The organism is Burkholderia sp. Ax-1724 (genome assembly GCF_011752995.1).
Lineage (GTDB): Bacteria > Pseudomonadota > Gammaproteobacteria > Burkholderiales > Burkholderiaceae > Paraburkholderia.
The window spans coordinates 12,084-30,864 of the sequence record NZ_VWWL01000004.1 but is presented as its reverse complement, the minus strand read 5'-3'; the positions used below and the strand labels follow the sequence as shown (position 1 = coordinate 30,864).

Sequence of the window (18,781 nt, the reverse complement as noted above, 5' to 3'; positions counted from 1 at the left end):
TTTCCGAAGCGCGTCGAGCCCGTTTATCCGGGCTCGTCGCACGCGCTTACCTACGTTTCATCATGGCGTTTGCAGGGCCCCGTCGCGCAAGCGCGTTTGAGTCCACGTCGTCACCGTGTTTTCGCACGGATATTGGGCAGCTTGTGCTTCGTCGATGTCCACGCCGAGTCCCGGCTTGTCGTTGGCGTACACGTGACCGTTCCTGAATTCGGGTAAGCCCGGGAATACGTCGAGCAATGCGGCCTTCGGTCCCTTCAGTTCCTGAATCACGAAATTCGGCGGCTCGGTTCCCGACCACTCCTGAACGCCAAAATTGCGCGACGCCAGATCGATATGGATGTTCGCCGCATGCGCGAGCGGCGACATATCGCCGGGACCATGCCATGCCGTTCTCACGCCGAACTGCTCGGCGAAGATCTGCAATTTGCGGCCCGCGGTGATGCCGCCGATCTGGCTCAGATGGACTCGAATGAAGTCGATCAAGCGTTCCGTAATCAGGAAGCGCCATTCATAAGGATTATTGAAGAGTTCGCCTTGTGCCAATGGCGTCGTGGTCTTTTCCCGTAACTGGCGCATCCATTCGCCTTCTTCCAGCGCGATGGCGTCTTCGAGGAAGAACAGTTCGTATTGTTCGAGTTCGCGCGCGAACCGGATGGCCTCGACCGGCTTCAGCCTTTCGTGCACGTCGTGACACAGTTCGACGTCGAAGCCGACCCGGCTGCGGATGCCGTCGAACAACTTGAGCGTTTCGCGCTGGTACTTCCGGCTATCCAGATACACGCCATCGAGGGCGCCGGCCGGTGCGGTCGATGGCGCCTTGCCATACACGCCGCCGCCATAGCCGCCGCTCTGGCAGCGAATATGCGTGATGCCCTGCTCGCGGTACTTCTGGATGTTCTCGCAAAGCTCGCTGAGATCGCGGCCGTCGGCGTGACGGTAGATGGGCACGCCCTCGCGGCATTTGCCGCCGAAAAGCTGGTACAGCGGCAGGTTCGCCATCTTGCCCTTGATGTCCCACAGCGCCATGTCCACGCCGGAAATCGCGTTGTTTTCGATCGGGCCATTGCGCCAGTACGCGTTCTGGTGCATCAGTTGCCATGTTTCCTCGATCGCTTCGGCGTCGCGGCCGATCAGCAACGGCCGCAAATACTCCTCGATCAGACACTTGACGGCAAGGTGACGGTACGCGAACGTCGCGCATCCAAGGCCATATAGGCCCGGCTGATTCGTCTCGACCTTCACGACGATCAGGTTGATGCCTTCGGGCGCGGTCAGGATGACCTTGACATCGGTAATAAGCGTAGCCATTTCAGTTTCTCGGTGGCGGCGGAGTTAGTGGGTTTCCGTGGCGGCCGGCAGTGCCCCGTCGCGCTGTGCGCGTTGCGCCGGAGCGCCGGGAAGCAGCATCGTCAGGATCACGGACAACAGCAGCGTGACCGCCATGAAGACATAGGAAGCGGCGGGGCTGCCGGTCGCGCCGTTCAGGTAGCCGACTAGCCACGCGCCGAGGAATGCGCCGAGTGCGCCGCTCGCATTGATGAAGCCGATCGCGCCGCCGAGCACGTTGCCGGGAATCAGTTCCGGCACGAGCGCGAAGAACGGTCCATATGGTGCGTACATCGTGGCGCCTGCCACGACGAGCAGCCAGAACGAAATCCAGAAATGCGCGCTGCCGATCAGGAACGATGCGACCAGCGCGAGCGTGCCCGTCAACAGCAGCGGCCAGACGAACAGTTTGCGATTGCGGGTCTTGTCGGAGAGCCAGGACGCAATCAGCATCAGCGCGATGGCGCCGACATAGGGCACGGCCGCGAGCCAGCCGACCGAGACGATGTCGATTTGCGCTGCCATCTTGAGGATCGACGGCAGCCACATGATGAAGCCGTACACGCCGACGCTCCACAGCGCATGAATCGAGCAGAACTTCAGAACCGTCGGCGAACGGAAGGCTGCCTTGTAGTCGCGCACCGGCGCGATATGGGCCTGCTCGGCGACGAGGCGCCTTTCGAGTTCGGCCTTTTCGGCGTCGCTCATCCAGGGCGCGTCGGCGGGACGGTCCCGGACCGTGAACCACCACACGATGGCCCAGACCAGCGCGGGCATGCCTTCGAGCACGAACATCTCGCGCCATCCGAAGCTATGCACGAGGTAGCCCGATACCACCGACATCCACAGCACCGTTACCGGGTTGCCGAGGATCAGATAGGTGTTCGCGCGCGAGCGTTCGCTGCGCGTAAACCACCGGCTGATGTAGAGCAGCATCGACGGCATCACGGCGGCCTCGACCACGCCGAGGACGAAGCGCAGCGCCATCAGCATCGGAATGTTGCTCACCACGCCGGTTGCGGCCGCGCAGATTCCCCACAGGATCAGGCTGAAGAAAATCAGCTTCCTGACGCTGTGGCGCTGCGCATAGATTGCGCCGGGCACCTGAAACAGGCAGTAGCCGAGGAAGAACAGCGAGCCGATCAACGACGACATGCCGTGCGAAATGCCGAGGTCCTTGTCGATGCCGGCCGCCGAGGCGAAACCGTAATTGGCGCGGTCGAGATAGGCGAGACTGTACGTGATGAAGATGATGGGCATGAGATACCACCACCTTTGTGTTGCAACGGGTTTGACGTCTTCCATGATGTCTCCTGGATTAATGCGGCATACTAATTAAATGGTCGACTCACCCGCTCGGGTGAGTCGTGTCCTGTCCTGATGGGGTTTTCCGAAGGTGTTCCGCTTCAGAGTACGGCGAGCCAGCCGCCGTCGACGAAGATGATTTGCCCGTTCACGTAGCTCGATGCCGGCGACGACAGATAGACCGCAGTGCCGACGAGTTCTTCCGGCTTACCCCAGCGTTGGGACGGGTTGCTGCTCTTCACCCACGCATCGAAACTCGCATTCTCGATCAGCGGCTTGTTCATGTCGGTCAGGATGTAGCCCGGCCCGATCGCGTTCGCCTGAATGTTCGACGACGCCCACTCGGCGCTCATGGCACGCGTCAGCATCTTGATGCCGCCTTTGGCCGCGGTATAGGCGCCGACGGTTGCGCGCGCCGCTTCGCTCGTCAGCGAGCCGATATTGACGATCTTGCCGCCGGTGCCGCGCGCGATCATGCGCTTCGCGGCATGCTTCGCGACGATGAACGCGCTCGTCAGATTGGTGTCGATCACGCGTTGCCAATCGGCAAGTTCGAGTTCGACGAGCGGCTTGCGAAACTGAATGCCCGCGTTGTTGATGAGGATGTCGATCTGCACGCCTGCCGCGTCCCACGCCTCGAAGGCCGCCACGACTGCTGCTTCGTCGGTCACGTCGAAGGCGCGCCCCTGCACGTCCAATCCTTTCGCGGCGAGACGCTCGACCGCGTCCGCCACCGTGTCCGCGCGCGTGCCGTTCAGCACGACGCGCGCGCCGGCCGTCGCGAGACCTTCCGCGAGCGCGAAGCCGATACCGCGGGCCGAGCCGGTCACGAGCGCGGTGCGCCCGGTCAAGTCAAAAAGCTGGGTCATCTCATCTTCCTTTTCGATGTGTCGAAACCGGGCGTACGGGCGCCCCTCGCGGCCCGTTATGCGGGCGCGATGCATGCGTCGTCGTAGAGGCGAATCGGCTCAGGCCGGCTTGCCGTTCACCGTCGATGCGAGTTTGGCCCGATCCTCGAAATCCTGTTCCGCGCGCCGGATCAGCGTGAGCACCGCCTGTTCGGCGGCAACGCCGTCGCCTTGCTCGATCGCGACGCACAGGGCCTCGTGCATCGGCAGCGAACGCGCGGGGCCGCCGGCGATTTCGGAACTCAGTTCGAAGCTCGTGCGCAAAATCGCCGATAGCGCGTTCTGCATCTGCTCGACGAACTGGTTGTGGCAAGCGGTGAGAATCGCGCCATGAAATGCGAGGTCGGCCGGCACATATTCGCCGTGACCGGCAACCGCCCGCTCCATCGCGTTATAGGCGCGGCGGATGGCCTTTTTGTCTTCCGCCGTGGCGCGCAAGGCGGCGAGCCTGGCCGCATTGGGCTCGATGATCAGACGCAATTCCATCAGGTCCTGGATCAGGCTCGCATCGGCGCTGCTCGCGCGAGCCCGCCAGGTCATCACGTCCGGATCGAACAACTGCCACTGCGACCGAGGCAGGACGACCGTGCCGTAGCGGCGCCGGACCTGAAGCATGCCCTTTGCCGACAGCGACTTCATGGTCTCGCGGATCGTGATCCGGCTCACCTGCAGTTGTTCGGCCAGCTCGGGTTCGGACGGAAGAACGTCGCCCGGAGCGAATTTGCCGGAGCAGATTTGCTCGCCCATCTGATTGAGAACCTGTCGATGCAGGGTCGCCATGCTACCTTCTCTATGTCATACGTATGATGTAGAAAGATAAGCGTGGTGCATTTTCCTCGCAATCAGGGTTGACCCTGGCGAGAGGTGGGGGCGTGGCTCGTCAGGTTGATTGCTTACTTGAGATAAAAATTAGTCCAATTCCTATAGACCGTGGGGTGGGGGCTTTCGATACTGTGGGTTCGCCCGTCGCGCCAAGGGCGTCAGCACGAAATCCGATTGACAGGAGAAAGCCAGGAATGCCCGCTAGACGCACACACAAAGTCGGCAACCATATCGTGGAGATCAATCAGCCAGGCCTCACCAGCGCCGGCAGAATCCCGACCTACGCACTCTGCTCGGCCGAGCGCTGGGGGATGCGCTTTTCTGATCTGGACCCGGAGCGCAAGGGGAAGCTTATGTTTCCGGTTGCCAGGGATTACGCGTTTGCGGTGGAGTCGCTGTTCGAGAAGATTCAGTGGGGGAATACTTTCTTTGGGAAAGGGGGGCCGGAGAAGGTGCTCAGGTGGCCGATTGACCGATCGGGACAAGACTTTCTGATTGAAGCGATAAAGCCGCTCATTACGAAGGCGATGACCGATCGACCGGAGGCTGGGGGTATGCCAGGGAAAGCGGTACCTCAGGCAATCTCCCTGGATGTAGCGCAAAGTTCAGCCTCCGAGCAGGGCTTCTTTGATTCCGCGAACTGGAGTCTGCTCCTGTATCTCAATGATCTTAAAGACCTCATTCTTATAAGCCGGTTAGCGGACGAGGATGCGGGTCAACGCTATCTGCGCTTCAGAACGCTCAAGGCATTTGTCGATACGATTTACCACGAGTCGCGACATTGCCAGCAATGGTTCTGGAGCTACGCGATAGCGCAGCAACATCCAGACAATTTCCCGGATACACGGATCGATCAGTGGCCGGGCGCTGTAGTCGCAGATAGCGATGATGGACTTGTCGCAGTTGAGCTCGCCAGAAAAACCACCATACCTGACGATCCCTTGATGCTGGCGAGTATCAAACGTATAGCCATCGCGCAGTATGTCTGGGTACTCAATCTCTGGCGTACTGGCAGGGTTAGGCCGCCAGGCCATCTGTCCAGCACGCAGTCACTGGAAAGTGAATTCGAAAAGGTCAGGGAACTGGCAGTCGATCTTCTACAGAAATCAGGTTACGGCGGCACTCCGATCATGATCGACAGCATGGTGGCCGAGCCTAACAGATGCTCAGAGGACTACCGCGGCCGTCCCTGGGAAAACGATGCCTTTTATTGTGGAGATATGGCAGGTGCCTATTTCATGCAAGCCGGTCACTATGGGATTTATACGCATGCGGAAGATGAGTGCAGTGCTCCTTATGCCTTTGCTCATGAGCATCCCGATTCTTCGGGCACAGAGCAGCCCATTGCCAGTCAAGGAGAGTGACATGCAGGACATTCCGAAACCCATGTCCGTGCAGGAGCAGGCGCAACTGTTTCCGTTCTTCGAAGCCGGGCTGGCCTGGGCAACAGGTACACTTTCATTCGACGAGATAGTCCGTCGATTCGGAAAACCGAAGAAATACGATAACCCTGGCGTTACCACAGTCGACTACACTTATTTCCTTGGGGATAACGTATCGATCAAATTCATGTTCGACAGGTTATATCCCGTAGACGGACAGCCTAGTGTCAAGACGGCCCTGATCGGTGTTGACAGTCTAACGACGACCGACATTCCGAAGGAAAGCTATGAGGCCAGGCTGAACCTGCATCGCGTGGTCAGAGGAGAGTCGATTGACGGTGTGCGTAACGAGCGAAGCTCCTACTTTTCACCTCGAGGCGTAATCATTGGGGGTGACCCCGACACTGTCGATTTTGTCTATCGTCAACTACTACCACCTGATTCCCTATACGACGTGTATGTCACAGTGACATATAAAGGAAAATACGGACACGACGGTCCCGAATTCCGAAGCCTGCAAAACCCGCGCGACCTGCGCAGTATCAAGATCACCCGCTGGTATTTAACGCCGGAGCAACTTGAGCAGCGTTACCTCGCCAAACGCCAGAAGTACGGCATGATGAACCTGCGCACCGGCATGGTGTGCCCTGAAACAGGCCTATGGGAAAGCTGGACGCAAGCCGGAATAGTTGGCAAGGCAGTGGTACGCGCTGGCGACAGGTTCAAGCCATATCTACGACTCGACATGCCGCCTGCTGACGTGTGCTGGATGTGGGCCGGTGAGTATCGCCCGGAGCGGTTGGCTTGATCCGATCCATAAATCGCGGTGTGTCCAATTTTACTGTGGAGATATGGCCGGTTGCTATTTCATGCAAGCCGGCCATTACGGGCTTTACACGCATGCGGAAAATGAGTGCAGTGTTCCTTGTGTTTTTGTTCATGAGCATCCCGACTCTTCAAGCGCAGACCATTCTGCCTTCAGCGACGGGAAGTGACTTGCAGGACATTCCCAAACCCATGTCCGCTCGGGAGCAGGAACAACTGTTGCGCTTCACAGAAATCGGCCTGCAATGGATCGCAGGGCAAATCACGTTCGATGACGTAACACGGCACCTTGGCAAACCGCAATATCAGTCGGAACAGATAGACCTGGTTAAATACGCGTATTACCAGGAAGGTGTGATGTCGATTTACTTCATCTACAACAAGCTCAAGCTGGTCGATGGAAAACCCGGTATCGATTCTTTCTCGATCAAGATCAGCGATGACATTCACACAAACATCCCGTACGAACGCTTCGAAAGCCTGGGTCTGCACCGTCTGGTCCGGGGCGAATCGATAGACGGTGTACGCATCGAACAGGGAGACTTTTTCGTACCAGTCGAAGTCGCCGATGCATCAAGGTTTTACCCCGAGAATTTCTTCGGGTTCAACTATCGTCTTCCAATGCCGCCAGATTCGCTTTTTGATGTGTATGTGGGTCTCGGCTATCTGGGCGAATGGAGAGATCAGGGTGGCGGAGAGGCGAAGCTTTCGAAAGTACGAAAGGCCGTTGATTTACGTAACCTCGGCATCAGCCGTCACTATCTGACACCCGAAGAACTGGAACAACGCCACCTCGCCAAGCGCCAGAAGTACGGCATGATGGATTTGCGCACCGGCATGGTGTGTCCTGAAACAGGCCTATGGGAAAGCTGGACGCAAGCCGGAATAGTCGGCAAGGCGGTGGTACGAGCTGGCGACAGGTTCAAGCCACACCTACGACTCGACATGCCACCTGCCGAAGTACGCTGGATGTGGTCCGGCGAATATCGCCCGGAACGACTGGCCTGATCCGATCCGACCATAAAAGCAGCGGGTCCAAGTCAACCCACCGCATGGCCTCGCTCCATGCGTGATATATATTCGTCTGTCGTTACCTTCTTCAACGAACGCATACCGCGCAACGCTCGCCGCGATCGACCGCGAACCTGCCAATTGCGTCGAACATGGTCCCGCGCTACCCCACACGAGTCCCCATCCGAAACCCATTCAGAGCCATACGGAAATGAAAAAAACATCACGCCGTCATTTTCTTTTGTTGAGCGTCAGCGCGGGTTCAGCGCTCGCACTGTCCCGCACCGCTTTCGCGGCCAGCCCGGCCAATATGCTGAGCGAATCCGATCCGCAAGCGAAGGCGGTCGGCTATACCGAGGACGCATCGAAAGTCGATAAGGCGAAATTCCCGAACTTCGCGGCCGGGCAATCGTGCGCGACGTGTTCGCTATTCCAGGGCAAGGCGTCGGATACGTACGGCGGCTGCACGTTGTTCGGCGACAAGCAGGTCGCGTCGCGTGGCTGGTGTAGCTCGTATTCGAACATGTAAGCGAACATGCAAGCGGGCACGATAACGCAATGACACCATGACGCAATAACGCGTCGCCCGCCTTCCTCGAACGATATCGAGTGCCCCGCCTACATCAACGCCTTCAACACCAGTTGATACGACCGGCCAATCCACACCGCCGCATCACGATGATCGCGCAAGGCATCGCCGGTATTCGGATGCAGAAACACGTCGAGCGCGCCGTGATTGAGCGTGAGCCAGCCGACCACGTCGCCGAACTGCGCCTGCGTGAACGCGAGCTGATACGACCACATCGGATGCGGACCGACCGGCCGTTCGTGAAAGCGGCCGATCTGTAGTTTGTCGCCCCAGTGTGCCGCGATCTGCTCGCGTAACGTCCACGCGGCGTCGCGGCTTGCCGCGTTGAAATAGATGTGTGCGTGCCAGCTTTCGATGGCTGACGAATCACGAAAGATCGTATCGGTGTTCATGCTGTACCTGTCTTTATCCGACATTCATTCTGCTTCGCTTTCCGCCGCGGCGCGCGGTGCGAGGCGCATGTGAAACTGGGTCTTATCCTCGCCGACGGTCTCGAAGCCGAGGCGCTCGTACAGCCGTTTCGCGCGATTGCCCTTGAGTACGTGCAATGTGACCGGCAGCGCATCGGCCTCGGCGGCGCGCAGCACGATGCGCAGCACCTGCCCGCCGATGCCGCGCCCTTGCAACGCCGGCGCGATCTGCAATTGTTCGACGAACCATCCGTTGTCGCTGCGATACGCCTTGAGCAGACCCGCAGGCGCGCCGTCGATGCAGATCACCTGCGCCACCTCGTAGCGATGCAGCAGGCGCGCGCGATGGGCGTCGGCGTCGGTCGGTTCGCCGGCTCGGTCGAGATGCTCGGTCATCGTGGCCTTGCGTAGCGCGAGCAGAAACGCTTCGTCGTCGGGGAGCGCGGGACGCAGGCTCAGGCTGGATCGTTCTGCTGTGAATCGGGCGGACATATCGGCAATTTTTTCGGCGCGTTCGGGCGCGTTTCGGCGCACGGAGCGCGAATAAGAATTGTCGCGCCGGCCGCGTCTTTTTACCACGCGATCATCCCGGCCTTGCCACTTTGTCATGCAACGCGGACATCCGGCGCTCGAACGAGCCGTCACGCGCGAGGCGTGCGTTCCGGCGATAGAAGATGTTTGCGGGCGGGCGCAAACGTATCACCGCGAGCGCTACAAGAAAAAATGCCCGCACGTTCCCTCCACTTACGTCTGACCAAAGTCCCGTTGTTACATCGATTCGGCAAATTAACCCGCCAATGCCCCTCGCTTCGCGCAATTGCTTCCGTATGTGCTCGCCTACACTGTTTTCCATGGAGCGACAAATCACCGAGCCCATCGACGCACTCTTCCTCTGCGTCGTGTTTGAACCGTACCGTTGATGGCCGTACGCCGTGGCAGTCGAGCGCGGCGAGCAGCAGGGCAGTGGCAGTTCGCAGTGAGCAGTTGCATGGGTAGTACGCAGTAGACGCACCGCAGTAGAGGCAGTGAACACACCGCGCAATCCACCCAGAAAAACAGGCGCGAATCAGCAGGGGGCGGCCAGGCGCAGTTAAAAACGAGGGGCCGGCTGTATGCAGTAGCAGTACCCGCGCATACGGTAGAAATTGCAGTCGCCGTAAAGTAGCGGGTTGAAGCGAATGTTTCAAACAATGTTTGACGCAGCAGTCATCGCGGTAGCAGTACACGTAGCAACAGCTTTGCAGGTTTGGTGGTTAGAAGTCGGCAGGCTCCACGCACATGTACGACGGTTCCATCCTGTCAGCCCTGTTCCTCGCGGAACAGGGTTTTTTTTCGTCATCGTGGATTGCTCGACTTGTTTCCGGCGGGTTCGAACCGATATGCGGGCATTGCATTCTGCGCTACGGTCAGGCAATGGCGGGCAACGCAGCAACGCATAGTGCGTTGCGTGGTGAACTGACGGGCGCCAGATGCGTCGGATGAGAGAGAGCGGCGTTTGCCGCCGGCGCGGGCCGGAATCGGGCCGCGCAGGAGCAGTGAGAAGGAGGATGAATCGATATGTCCAGTAAATCGCGAGTTCGCAAGCACGGCCGGTCGGCCATGTCCCCGTTATTGCGCGCGTTGACCCATAGCCGCACCGCCCACGAACCGGTCACGCAGACGATGCTGCTGCAAGCTTATGCCGCGCTCGATGCTTTCCGCCGCGGCCATGGCGCGCGCGGCCCGCATACGACACTGAGCCGGCATCTGCTGATATCGCAGGAACTGGCGCGGCTTGGTCTCGGCGAGGACGCGTTTGCCGACATCGAAAGCGCGCATGCGGCGATGGTGCGGCTCGACGCGCGCGAGCGCGAAAGCGGCCGCTGGTCGCTCGAAGACGACGACTACGCGCGCCTGTGTACCGCGCTGGCGATTTTCGACGGCCAGTTGTCGGCGGCCTCGCTGAGCGAAATCGCGAACGCGGAAGCGAAAATGATTGAACGTCTGATGCGGTCCGCGCAGGTGCATTCGCTCGCCGAAGCGGTCTGAGCGAGCGGCAACACACCGACACACAGCATACGAAAAACGAAAAACGCCCCAACGTGGGGCGTTTTTCGTATTCGGCGCGCGTGAGGCAAAAACGCGCGCAAGACGAGACACATCCAGCCCTGGTCGTCAGTCGTTGTACTGCGTAACGTCGTGGAACGCGATGCCGTCCCGTCCGCCGCCAAGATCGATGAGCCGCGAGCCGCCCGTGGCCAGCGCCGGGAACGGGCAGTTCGTGCAACTCTGTGTGCCCGATGCATCCACGCCCGCGCTGACCGTCGTCTGATATTGCCCCACTGTCGTGTTGTTCGGCTGGCCGACCGAGAAACCGTCCACGGCTTCCAGACCCGCTGTTGTCTGCGCGGTCGCCTGAATCTGCGCCGACGTGACCGGATACGCGGGATTGATCCCGTTGACGAGGCTCGACCACGTTACGCTCAGCGCGTACTGCGCGGCGGCGAGTTGCGTGCCCGGCGTGAGGAACTGTGTCGTCGCGCCGTTCATCACCAGCGACGGCCAGGCGACCGAGCCGCCGGCCGCCGCGCCAAGCGGACTGCCCGGATTGATGACCGCCGCTTGCCCGAGCTGCGCGCCGTTTTTGTCGTAGAACGTCACGGTGTAGGTCGAGTAGAGCGGCACGCTGCCCGCATCGAGCGCTTGCGCCGCATAATCGCCGCTCGACGCGGGCGGCGTGAAGTTCGCCGTCGACGAGAGCGATTGCCACGACCAGCGGTATAGCGAGGTGTTGCTCGCGGTCGTCGCGGGCGCAATGGGCGGCGCGCTCAGCGTGCTATCGGCAAGACCGAGCGTGCCGCTGCCCGACGCGCTGCGCGGCATCAGCCACACGGGCGCGGCAAGGCCCGGCCCCGTGACCGACGCCGAATAGACGTTCGGATTCGCGGTGGCCGGAATCGAAATGTCGAGCCCGGATTCGTAGCGGTTCACGTCGTTCAGGCGCGTATCGAGGAACGTGCGGCGCTCGATTTGCGACTTGATCGCCACCGCGAACGACGATTGATCGCCGATCAAATCCCAGCCGAGCTGCGCGCCGTTCGCGAGCGCGACCGGCGTGGCGAGTGGCTGCGCGATGCTGTAGAGCACGGCGGGCGTGCCGCTCGCCAGCGTGAGCGGCAACTGCACGAGCGCGAGCTGCTGGCCGTTGCGCGTGAAAAAGGCGAGCGTCTTCGGCGAACCGAACACCGCACCGGTCAGCACCGCGTCCGTCAGGCCGTGCGCGATCGCAAGATCGGTCGAACCGCTTTCCTTGTAGGCGGCGTCGATGGCGGGCGCGCACGACGCGTTGAGCGTGCCGCTCGCGGCACACGCGGTAAGCAGCGCCGCGAGCGGCTCCAGATAGTTCGCCGCTACCGGCGACGCGGCGAGCACCGTGCCCTGCGCGGTCTTGTTGTCGAGCGCGACGGCCGTGCCCGGCGCCGCGTTCGACACGAGCGACGAGCCGCCGTTGGCGCTCGTCACGACCGAGACCGAATCGATCACCGCATCGGCGCCCGTGTGATTCGGCGTGAACGCGGTGCCGACCGGATCGAAGCCGGCCATCTGGATGCCGTTCTGCGCGAGCAGGTTCGCGAGGATCGTGTCGAGTGTGATCGTGGCGATCTGCACGGACGGCAGCGTGACTTTCGCGAGAGCGCCGCTTGCGGCGAGATCGAGCGGGTTGCCCGAACTCGTGAGCATCGCGGCGAGCGCGGTGGTCAGCGTGGTGACGTTGGCGACGGCCGGCGCGCTGCCGGCCGGCAGCCGCGCGACGACGGATGCGAGCGGCGCGGCAAGGCCGCCCGGTGCGCTGGCGATAATGAAAAACGGCAAGGTCATACCCTTGACCGCGATGCTGTACGCACCCTGCGTGTCGGTCGTGGCGGTGGCCTGCTTGCCGGCCGCGTCGATCAGCGTGACGCTGGCGCCGACGAGCGCAGTGCCGGCCGCGACGGTGCCGCTTATCGAGGTCGCGGTCGCGGGCGGCGTGCCCGACGATCCCGAGCCGGCATCGCCGCCCCCGCCGCAACCGCCGAGTTGAAGAAAGACAAAGGCGATGGCGGCTGCGATGCCGGTGCGCACGGTCGGTCGGTGCATGAAGTCCCCTGAGGCTCGGATTGTTCGATTTGTCGCGATGCCCGTGCATGAGGCGAGGCCGCGAATCGCGGTCACGCGGTGATGCGGTTTGGCGGCGGGATGGTGAAGCAGCCGTTTTAGCGCGGGTTCGAGCGATCCCGGAGAATACTTCAAAGCGGCGCCGGCGTGTCGCGTGTGCACATGAGCTGTGCGGGCTGCTCATCAGGTTGTCGATGGGCTGCCTGCGGGTACGGGCGTACGGGTGTACGGAGGAGTGTCCCCAAAAGCTCGGCGCAAACGCGCGGCAGCGGGCAACCCCGCGCCCGCTGCCGCGCGTTTGCCGCTGTCATCCTCGCTTGCTAGACTGGTTTGGCCTGTTTGCCGCCGCCGCGCGCGTGGTATGCGCCGGCGCTCGGCATCGACCACCGACGCCCCCTGACGACAACTGGAAACGCCATGTCCTATATGCTCCTCATCGTCGAACCCCCGAATCAACGCGCCGAACGTGGCGAAGCCGCGGGCCGCGAAGTCTACGGCCAGATGGTGCAGTTCGCCGAGGGCCTGAAGGCGCGCGGCAAGCTGCTCGCGGCCGAATCGCTGACGTCGCAGAGCGATGCCGTGCGCGTGCAGGTGCGCGACGGCCAGCCGAAGCTCGTCGACGGTCCGTTCGCCGAGGCGAAGGAAATGATCGGCGGCTTCTTTCTGCTCGACTGCGAGACGCGCGAAGAGGCATTGGCGATCGCCGAGGCCTGCCCGGCCGCCGCGTGGTGCACGGTCGAGGTCCGCCAGCTCGGGCCGTGCTTCAAGTAGCCGCACGCGCATCTTTTAAGTACTTTCCCTGGGGCCCTGTCGCGGATGTCGATCGGGCCGCGCATGGCTCGTCGTGTGAATAAGGAGAGAACCCGGACGGCCTGGGGCTTGGGGCCTGGTGTGGCCGCCGCCGGATCGCGACCGACTCAGAACATCAATCATTCATAAAAAATGGAGCAACGACGATGCGATTCATGATCCTGGTCAAGGCCACGGCCGCGAGCGAAGCGGGCGAGATGCCCGAGGCGTCGCTGATCGCCGCGATGGGCGCGTACCACGAACAGCTGGCCCAGGCCGGCGTGCTGCTCGACGCAACCGGTTTGCAGCCGAGTTCGAAAGGCTGGCGCGTGCGCTACAGCGGCGGCCAGCGCACGGTCGTCGACGGGCCGTTTGCGGAAACCAAGGAGCTGATCGCCGGCTACACGCTGATCCAGGCGCGCTCGCGCGAGGAAGCGATGGAGTGGGCGCGGCGTTTTCCCGCGCCGTTCGGCGAGCAGGCCGAGGGCGAGATCGAAGTGCGGCAACTGTTCGAACTCGACGACTTCGAGCCGGGCCCGGAAATAGACAACTTCCGCAAACTGGAAGCACAGCGGCGCTGAAACGCCGCTGAACGCACGAGCCTCTCCGACTACCGACTGGACGCCATCATGCACAAGCAGATCTACATCAATCTCGCGGTCGACGACCTCGAACGCTCGAAGGCATTTTTCAGTGCGCTCGGCTTAAGCTTCGAACCGCGCTTTTCCAATGAGCAGGCCGCGTGTCTGGTTCTCGGCGAGAACATCTTCGCGATGCTGCTCGTCAAGAACATGTTCAAGGATTTCACGCACAAACCGCTTGCCGATCCGAAGACAGGCACCGAGGTGCTCGTGTGCCTGTCGTGCGAGAGCCGCGCGGAAGTGGACGCGCTCGTCGCGAAGGCGCTGGCCGCGGGCGGCACCGCGCCGCGCGCGCCGCAGGACCACGGCTTCATGTACGGGCACGGCTTCGAGGACCTCGACGGCCATATATGGGAACTCGCGTACATGGACCCGAACGCGCAGCCACCGGCAGCGGCCTAAGGCTTGAGGCGAAGTCCGTGACGATACAGGCCACCCATCGTGCGATCGAAGCTGTGTGGCGCATCGAGGCCGCGAAGGTCATCGCGCACGTCGCGCGGATCGTGCGCGACGTCGGGCTGGCCGAGGAACTCGCGCAGGATGCGCTGGTGGCCGCGCTCGAACATTGGCCGGACGCGGGCGTGCCCGACAATCCCGGAGCCTGGCTGATGACGACCGCGAAAAACCGCGCGCTCGACCGCTTGCGCCAGGACGCGCTGCATGCGCGCAAGCGCGAGGAGCTGGGCCACGACCTCGACGCGTTCGAGGCGCACGTGGTGCCCGATTTCGTCGATGCGCTCGATGCCGCGCGCGCCGACGACATCGGCGACGATCTGCTGCGGCTCATCTTCACCGCGTGCCATCCGGTGCTCTCGACCGATGCGCGCGTCGCGCTCACGCTGCGCCTGCTCGGCGGCCTCACTACCGAGGAAATCGCGCGCGGCTTTCTCGTGCCCGAGCCGACCATCGCGCAGCGGATCGTGCGCGCGAAGCGCACGCTGTCGGCGGCACGCGTGCCGTTCGAAGTGCCGCAGGCCGACGCGCGCGCGGTGCGCCTTGCGTCGGTGCTGCAGGTGATCTATCTGATCTTCAACGAAGGCTATTCGGCCACGGCCGGCGACGACTGGATGCGTCCCGCGCTATGCGAGGAAGCGCTGCGGCTCGGCCGCGTGTTGAGCGGGCTCGTGCCCGGCGAAAGCGAGGTACATGGCCTCGTCGCGCTGATGGAGATTCAGGCCTCGCGCATGCGCGCGCGCACCGATGCGCAGGGGCGTCCCGTGCTGCTGCTCGATCAGGATCGCAGCCGCTGGGACCCGCTGCTGATCCGCCGCGGACTCGCTGCGCTGGAGAACGCGCATGCGCTCGGCGGCGCGAGCGGGCCGTACGCGTTGCAGGCCGCGCTCGCCGCGTGTCATGCGCGCGCGCGGCGCGCCGAGGAGACCGACTGGGCGCGGATCGTCGCGCTCTACGATGCGTTGGCGCAGGTTGCGCCGTCGCCGGTGGTCGAGTTGAACCGCGCGGTGGCGGTGGGGATGGCGTTCGGCGCGGCGGCCGGCCTCGAGATTGCCGATGCGCTTGCCGCCGATGCGGCGCTCGCGAATTATCACTGGCTGCCGAGCGTGCGCGGCGATCTGCTCGTCAAGCTCGGCCGCATCGACGAAGCGCGCGCCGAGTTCGAGCGCGCGGCCGCGATGACGCGCAATGCGCGCGAGCGTGAGTTGCTGCTCGACCGTGCGCGCGGGCTGGCGAATTGAAGCTTATTTGACGCTCATGTATTGAAGCGCGCGCCGCTGCAAGGCAGCTTGCTTCGCGCTTACCGCGCAACGTACGTTGCCGCAAATACGGCAACCCGTACAGCAACAAGCGTGCTAAGTGTGCCGGCCTCAACGCATCCATTGCCGCCCGTTCTCCGAGGCGACGCTTTGCTGGTCGTCGCCGGGCGGCGCGCGGGTCCGCTGGCCTCAATCTTAGCGTGTGACGACCGGCGTGCGCTGTCGCTTCAATGCAGACCCGACGCGAGCCACGTCCGCACGAGCGGAAGCAGATGTTCGCCACCGAGCATGCCGAGCAGTCCGACGAGCGCGACGGTCGGCGGCGCGGGCGATTTCACGTCGAGCACGCTGTAGAGCAGCCCGACCAGCACACCGGCGGCGAGCGAGATCAAATACGCTTTCATGGTTCGGGTACCTATGCGAAGGTTGGCGGGGCGAGCGGTTCGTCAGTGCTCGTTCATGCGAATCACGACGCGGCCGCGCGTGCCGCTTGCGACCGCTTCATACGCTTCGCGCGCGCGTTCGAGCGGGAATTCCTGCGCGATGGCGGGAGCGCTCAGCTTGCCGTTTTCGAAGCCTTCGACGAGCGCCGTCATCAGCGGCGCCGATTCCGCGACGCCGAGCTTCGCGCTGTCCACACCGAGCAATTGTGTCTCGTTGTGATAGAAATCGATCAGATCGAATTCGACTCGGCGCTTGCCCGTGCCGCTGATTTCGAGCACGCGGCCGCGCCGTTTCGCGAGACTCAGCGCGGTTTCGAACGCGACGCCGCCAACCGTGTCGTAGACCACGTCTGCGCCCGCGCCGCCGGTCAGTTCGCACAGGCGTTCGGTGGCGCGTTCGTCGAACGGCACGTAGGCGTCGATGAGGCGGCCAGCTGGCGTATTCGCATCGAGCGGACGACGGTCGAGCGCGATCACGCGCGCGCCGCGTGCCTTCGCAATCTGCACGACCGCACCGCCGACGCCGCCGCCCGCGCCGATCACGGCAATCGTTTCGCCGGCCTGCACGCGCGCGTATTCGACGGTGCCGAGCCACGCGACCACGAAGTTCACGCCGATCGCCGCCGCTTGCGCGTGACTCAGCGTGGCAGGCTTGCGCGACAACGCCGCGAGCGGCACCTCGATGAACTCGGCATGCGTGCCGTCGCGCGTGAAGCCGATGTCGCCGCCGGTGCCCCACACCTCGGCGCCGAGCCAGTCCTGCGGGCCATCCACGACCACGCCGCTGAAGTCGCGACCGGGTATGCGCGGCAGGGCCGTGTGTTCGAAGTGTCCCGACACGTTCTTTACGTCGCTCGGATTGACCGAGGCCGCCATGGCACGCACGACCGCGTGCTGCGCATCGGCCTGCGGCGTCGGCAGATCGACGTATTCGAGCACTTCAGGGTTGCCAAAGGATTTGAACTGGATCGCTTTCATCGTGCGTTGCTCCGGTTGTTTGCGCTGCGTCGTGCAGCGAATGGAGCCTAGTCTAAGTGACGCAGGCAAAGGCATCAGGACAAGGGTTTTCGAATTTCGGACAAGACGCGGGTTGGCGCAGCCGGGTCCGGCTAACCGGTTATCGGGGCAAAGCGATGTCCGCTAAATGACCGTTGTTCAAAACACTCAATAACAACACCTGAAATCTTGGCGAAAGCTTCCCACCCTAGAATCGCGAGTCATCAAAAGGTACTTAAAAAACGCGGTATTCAGGGCGCACGGGGAAAAAAATGAACTTGGCGAAAGGCCTCTTCTTATCCGCACTTGGCTTGCTGACGAGCGGCGCCTATGCGCAGAGCAGCGTCGCACTCTACGGCTCCATCGACGAAGGGCTCGAATACGTCAGCAACATCGGAGGCCACTCCGCCTACGCTTTGGTGAGCGGCACCCAGCAACTCGGCAATCGCTGGGGACTGAAAGGAAGAGAGGACCTCGGCGGCGGTCTCAGCGCGGTCTTTCAACTCGAAAACGGTTTCAGCATCAACAACGGCAGCGCATTGCCGAACGGACAATTGTTCGGCCGTCAGGCCTATCTCGGCCTCGCGTCGAACCGCTTCGGCACGCTGACGTTCGGGCGGCAATACGATTCGATCGTCGACTACGTCTCGCCGCTCACCGCCGCGGGCGCTTGGGGCGGCACGCTGTTCTCGCATCCGTTCGATGCCGACAACGTCAACGAATCGTTCCGTATCAACAATGCGGTGAAATACAGCAGCGCCGATTACGCGGGATTGCAGTTCGGCGGCCTGTATGGATTCAGTAATCAGGCAGGCGCCTTCGCCGACAACCGCGCCTGGAGCCTCGGCGCGCGCTATCTGAACGGGCCGCTGTCGGTCGCCGCCGCGTATCTGGACATCGACGGCGCGAGTGCCAACTCGAGCGGCGCCGTCGTCGGCTCGCCGTATCTGTCGGCAGAGCAGCGCGTCGCGGGCGTCGGCGCGAACTATTCGATCGGACCCGCGGTGCTCGGCCTCGTGTACACGCACACCGATATCGTCGATCGTCCGACTGTGCCCGTCAGCACCGTGAAGTTCGACAACTTCGAATTCAACGCGAAGTACAACATCACGGCCGCATGGTATGTCGCCGCGATGTATCTTTACACCGACGAGTCGATTTCTTATTTGGGCATCCACAATTCGCCGCACCGCAATCAGTTTGGCCTGATGGCCGACTATCGGCTCTCGAAGCGTACCGACCTGTACGCGCAGGGCGTCTATCAGAAAGCCTCGGGGCACGACGTGTTCGCGGCGATCGGCGACAATGCCGAATCGTCGTCGAAGAACCAGGCGGTGGCGCGCGTCGGTATTCGCACGTCGTTCTAACTTTTTGGCGTAGTCGGCGTAGTTATAGAAAAAGCCTGCAATCCTCACCGGGTTGCAGGCTTTTTCATTTCATCACGACACCTTGCTCACGCACCGGACTCGCCAGGGCGATGCTTGAAGT

The 18,781-nt window shown here is 62.3% G+C and carries 19 protein-coding genes; 10 read left to right on the top strand and 9 right to left on the bottom strand.

What is annotated here, in order from left to right:
• Positions 1–60: 60 nt before the first annotated feature.
• From F3J19_RS05960 to F3J19_RS05945, 4 genes are all read right to left on the bottom strand, one after another.
• The gene (locus tag F3J19_RS05960) at positions 61–1,308 is read right to left on the bottom strand and encodes an enolase C-terminal domain-like protein (protein ID WP_167038770.1); all 1,248 of its coding nucleotides are present in this window, start codon (positions 1,306–1,308) and stop codon (positions 61–63) included.
• Between the two features lie 24 nt (positions 1,309–1,332).
• The gene (locus F3J19_RS05955) at positions 1,333–2,631 is read right to left on the bottom strand and encodes an MFS transporter (RefSeq protein WP_167038768.1); all 1,299 of its coding nucleotides are present in this window, start codon (positions 2,629–2,631) and stop codon (positions 1,333–1,335) included.
• Between the two features lie 101 nt (positions 2,632–2,732).
• Positions 2,733–3,500 (bottom strand): SDR family oxidoreductase, encoded by a 768-nt coding sequence (locus F3J19_RS05950; RefSeq protein WP_167038766.1) that lies wholly within the window; start codon positions 3,498–3,500, stop codon positions 2,733–2,735.
• 99 nt (positions 3,501–3,599) lie between these two features.
• Positions 3,600–4,319 carry a FadR/GntR family transcriptional regulator gene (locus tag F3J19_RS05945; protein ID WP_167038764.1) on the bottom strand — a complete coding sequence of 240 codons (720 nt, stop codon included), beginning with the start codon at positions 4,317–4,319 and terminating at the stop codon, positions 3,600–3,602.
• A gap of 275 nt (positions 4,320–4,594) precedes the next feature.
• On the opposite strand from F3J19_RS05945, the gene F3J19_RS05940 reads away from it, so the two are divergent.
• The 4 genes from F3J19_RS05940 (at position 4,595) to F3J19_RS05925 (ending at position 8,108) form a co-directional block, all read left to right on the top strand.
• Complete coding sequence (locus F3J19_RS05940; RefSeq protein WP_167038762.1) at positions 4,595–5,725, top strand: hypothetical protein; 1,131 nt, start codon at positions 4,595–4,597, stop codon at positions 5,723–5,725.
• A 1-nt stretch (position 5,726) separates the two neighbouring features.
• Positions 5,727–6,551 (top strand): hypothetical protein, encoded by an 825-nt coding sequence (locus F3J19_RS05935; protein ID WP_167038760.1) that lies wholly within the window; start codon positions 5,727–5,729, stop codon positions 6,549–6,551.
• 101 nt (positions 6,552–6,652) lie between these two features.
• Complete coding sequence (locus tag F3J19_RS05930) at positions 6,653–7,576, top strand: hypothetical protein (protein WP_167038758.1); 924 nt, start codon at positions 6,653–6,655, stop codon at positions 7,574–7,576.
• A 214-nt stretch (positions 7,577–7,790) separates the two neighbouring features.
• Positions 7,791–8,108, top strand: coding sequence for a high-potential iron-sulfur protein (locus tag F3J19_RS05925; RefSeq protein ID WP_167038756.1), 318 nt, complete (start codon positions 7,791–7,793; stop codon positions 8,106–8,108).
• 89 nt (positions 8,109–8,197) lie between these two features.
• Here F3J19_RS05925 and F3J19_RS05920 read toward each other — a convergent pair whose 3' ends face one another.
• On the bottom strand, positions 8,198–8,560 hold the full coding sequence (locus F3J19_RS05920) for a DOPA 4,5-dioxygenase family protein (protein ID WP_167038754.1): 363 nt from the start codon (positions 8,558–8,560) through the stop codon (positions 8,198–8,200).
• A gap of 24 nt (positions 8,561–8,584) precedes the next feature.
• Positions 8,585–9,070, bottom strand: coding sequence for a GNAT family N-acetyltransferase (locus tag F3J19_RS05915; RefSeq protein WP_167038752.1), 486 nt, complete (start codon positions 9,068–9,070; stop codon positions 8,585–8,587).
• A gap of 1,065 nt (positions 9,071–10,135) precedes the next feature.
• Between F3J19_RS05915 and F3J19_RS05910 the strand changes: the two genes are divergently transcribed.
• Entirely contained in the window at positions 10,136–10,606 is a 471-nt protein-coding gene (locus F3J19_RS05910) for a hypothetical protein (protein ID WP_167038750.1), read from the top strand.
• Positions 10,607–10,732: 126 nt separating this feature from the next.
• Here F3J19_RS05910 and F3J19_RS05905 read toward each other — a convergent pair whose 3' ends face one another.
• Complete coding sequence (locus F3J19_RS05905) at positions 10,733–12,694, bottom strand: carboxypeptidase-like regulatory domain-containing protein (protein WP_167038748.1); 1,962 nt, start codon at positions 12,692–12,694, stop codon at positions 10,733–10,735.
• 435 nt (positions 12,695–13,129) lie between these two features.
• Here F3J19_RS05905 and F3J19_RS05900 point away from each other — a divergent pair, with 435 nt between their 5' ends.
• The 4 genes from F3J19_RS05900 to F3J19_RS05885 all read left to right on the top strand — a co-directional run bounded on the left by F3J19_RS05900 (position 13,130) and on the right by F3J19_RS05885 (position 15,836).
• Complete coding sequence (locus F3J19_RS05900) at positions 13,130–13,483, top strand: YciI family protein (RefSeq protein WP_167038746.1); 354 nt, start codon at positions 13,130–13,132, stop codon at positions 13,481–13,483.
• A 185-nt stretch (positions 13,484–13,668) separates the two neighbouring features.
• Positions 13,669–14,082 (top strand): YciI family protein, encoded by a 414-nt coding sequence (locus tag F3J19_RS05895; RefSeq protein ID WP_167038744.1) that lies wholly within the window; start codon positions 13,669–13,671, stop codon positions 14,080–14,082.
• A gap of 48 nt (positions 14,083–14,130) precedes the next feature.
• On the top strand, positions 14,131–14,544 hold the full coding sequence (locus F3J19_RS05890) for a VOC family protein (RefSeq protein WP_167038742.1): 414 nt from the start codon (positions 14,131–14,133) through the stop codon (positions 14,542–14,544).
• A gap of 17 nt (positions 14,545–14,561) precedes the next feature.
• The gene (locus F3J19_RS05885; protein ID WP_167038740.1) at positions 14,562–15,836 is read left to right on the top strand and encodes an RNA polymerase sigma factor; all 1,275 of its coding nucleotides are present in this window, start codon (positions 14,562–14,564) and stop codon (positions 15,834–15,836) included.
• A gap of 245 nt (positions 15,837–16,081) precedes the next feature.
• Here F3J19_RS05885 and F3J19_RS05880 read toward each other — a convergent pair whose 3' ends face one another.
• Together F3J19_RS05880 and F3J19_RS05875 are read right to left on the bottom strand one after the other, a co-directional pair.
• On the bottom strand, positions 16,082–16,258 hold the full coding sequence (locus F3J19_RS05880) for a DUF1427 family protein (protein WP_167038738.1): 177 nt from the start codon (positions 16,256–16,258) through the stop codon (positions 16,082–16,084).
• Between the two features lie 42 nt (positions 16,259–16,300).
• The gene (locus F3J19_RS05875) at positions 16,301–17,275 is read right to left on the bottom strand and encodes a zinc-binding alcohol dehydrogenase family protein (RefSeq protein ID WP_167038736.1); all 975 of its coding nucleotides are present in this window, start codon (positions 17,273–17,275) and stop codon (positions 16,301–16,303) included.
• Positions 17,276–17,565: 290 nt separating this feature from the next.
• Here F3J19_RS05875 and F3J19_RS05870 point away from each other — a divergent pair, with 290 nt between their 5' ends.
• Positions 17,566–18,660 (top strand): porin, encoded by a 1,095-nt coding sequence (locus F3J19_RS05870; protein WP_167038734.1) that lies wholly within the window; start codon positions 17,566–17,568, stop codon positions 18,658–18,660.
• The last annotated feature ends 121 nt before the right edge of the window (positions 18,661–18,781 follow it).

Coding starts and splice junctions, on each gene's coding strand:
- F3J19_RS05960 (WP_167038770.1), bottom strand. CDS start 1,308: ATGGCTACGCTTATTACCGATGTCAAGGTCATCCTGACCGCGCCCGAA.
- F3J19_RS05955 (WP_167038768.1), bottom strand. CDS start 2,631: ATGGAAGACGTCAAACCCGTTGCAACACAAAGGTGGTGGTATCTCATG.
- F3J19_RS05950 (WP_167038766.1), bottom strand. CDS start 3,500: ATGACCCAGCTTTTTGACTTGACCGGGCGCACCGCGCTCGTGACCGGC.
- F3J19_RS05945 (WP_167038764.1), bottom strand. CDS start 4,319: ATGGCGACCCTGCATCGACAGGTTCTCAATCAGATGGGCGAGCAAATC.
- F3J19_RS05935 (WP_167038760.1), top strand. CDS start 5,727: ATGCAGGACATTCCGAAACCCATGTCCGTGCAGGAGCAGGCGCAACTG.
- F3J19_RS05930 (WP_167038758.1), top strand. CDS start 6,653: ATGAGTGCAGTGTTCCTTGTGTTTTTGTTCATGAGCATCCCGACTCTT.
- F3J19_RS05925 (WP_167038756.1), top strand. CDS start 7,791: ATGAAAAAAACATCACGCCGTCATTTTCTTTTGTTGAGCGTCAGCGCG.
- F3J19_RS05920 (WP_167038754.1), bottom strand. CDS start 8,560: ATGAACACCGATACGATCTTTCGTGATTCGTCAGCCATCGAAAGCTGG.
- F3J19_RS05915 (WP_167038752.1), bottom strand. CDS start 9,070: ATGTCCGCCCGATTCACAGCAGAACGATCCAGCCTGAGCCTGCGTCCC.
- F3J19_RS05910 (WP_167038750.1), top strand. CDS start 10,136: ATGTCCAGTAAATCGCGAGTTCGCAAGCACGGCCGGTCGGCCATGTCC.
- F3J19_RS05905 (WP_167038748.1), bottom strand. CDS start 12,694: ATGCACCGACCGACCGTGCGCACCGGCATCGCAGCCGCCATCGCCTTT.
- F3J19_RS05900 (WP_167038746.1), top strand. CDS start 13,130: ATGTCCTATATGCTCCTCATCGTCGAACCCCCGAATCAACGCGCCGAA.
- F3J19_RS05895 (WP_167038744.1), top strand. CDS start 13,669: ATGCGATTCATGATCCTGGTCAAGGCCACGGCCGCGAGCGAAGCGGGC.
- F3J19_RS05890 (WP_167038742.1), top strand. CDS start 14,131: ATGCACAAGCAGATCTACATCAATCTCGCGGTCGACGACCTCGAACGC.
- F3J19_RS05880 (WP_167038738.1), bottom strand. CDS start 16,258: ATGAAAGCGTATTTGATCTCGCTCGCCGCCGGTGTGCTGGTCGGGCTG.
- F3J19_RS05875 (WP_167038736.1), bottom strand. CDS start 17,275: ATGAAAGCGATCCAGTTCAAATCCTTTGGCAACCCTGAAGTGCTCGAA.
- F3J19_RS05870 (WP_167038734.1), top strand. CDS start 17,566: ATGAACTTGGCGAAAGGCCTCTTCTTATCCGCACTTGGCTTGCTGACG.